General features: G+C 60.4%; 1 pseudogene. It reads left to right on the top strand.

What is annotated here, in order from left to right:
* Nucleotides 1-479: pseudogene (locus tag ACP7E6_RS29445) on the top strand (ISNCY family transposase); the annotation flags it as partial.
* Nucleotides 480-618: the final 139 nt, after the last annotated feature.

The raw sequence follows: 618 nt of genomic DNA on the forward strand, positions 1-618 counted from the left end.
GCGCCATGTGCCGCAAGGAAGTGCGCAAGCTGTCACAGGCCCTGACGCTGCGCTATGACAAGGTGCTGTTCATCCTCGATCCGACGGATCTCGCCAAGACGCTCGCCGGTAACAAGGTCGTTGTCTGCGACTATCCCGATGGTCGCCTCGAGATCACCCACGAGGGGACGTCCCTGCCCTACAAAACCTTCGACACGCTGCGCTCGGTGCACCGCTCCGAGGTGGTTGAGAACAAGCGGCTTGATGACATGCTGGCCCTGGTGGCCGAGATGCAGGCCGGACGTGAGCAACAGCGCAGCCAGAGTGGACCACGCCGCACCGGTCAGACCGACCATATGTTCGGCATTCGCGACGGCAGTACAGCCAATGGCTACCAAAAGCGCGGCACCAAGCCTGGCAGGAGGACGGATTTTACCAATGATCCAGTGGTAATCGCCCGGCGACAGCAAGCCCTTGCGCAGTTGAAAGCGGCGGAGTGATCGGGGTGTCAAAGCTAAAGTTTACTCTTCCAGCTGGAGCCATCCGCCACCGCCCGGCCTACGCAACCCCGACCAGCTCCACCCGGGCGGCGGCTTACGTCTGTGTATCGGCAAATATAGAATCTTGCAAAATCAGTAA

This window comes from Pararhizobium sp. DWP3-4 (assembly GCF_049898205.1).
Taxonomy (GTDB): Bacteria; Pseudomonadota; Alphaproteobacteria; order Rhizobiales; family Rhizobiaceae; genus Pararhizobium.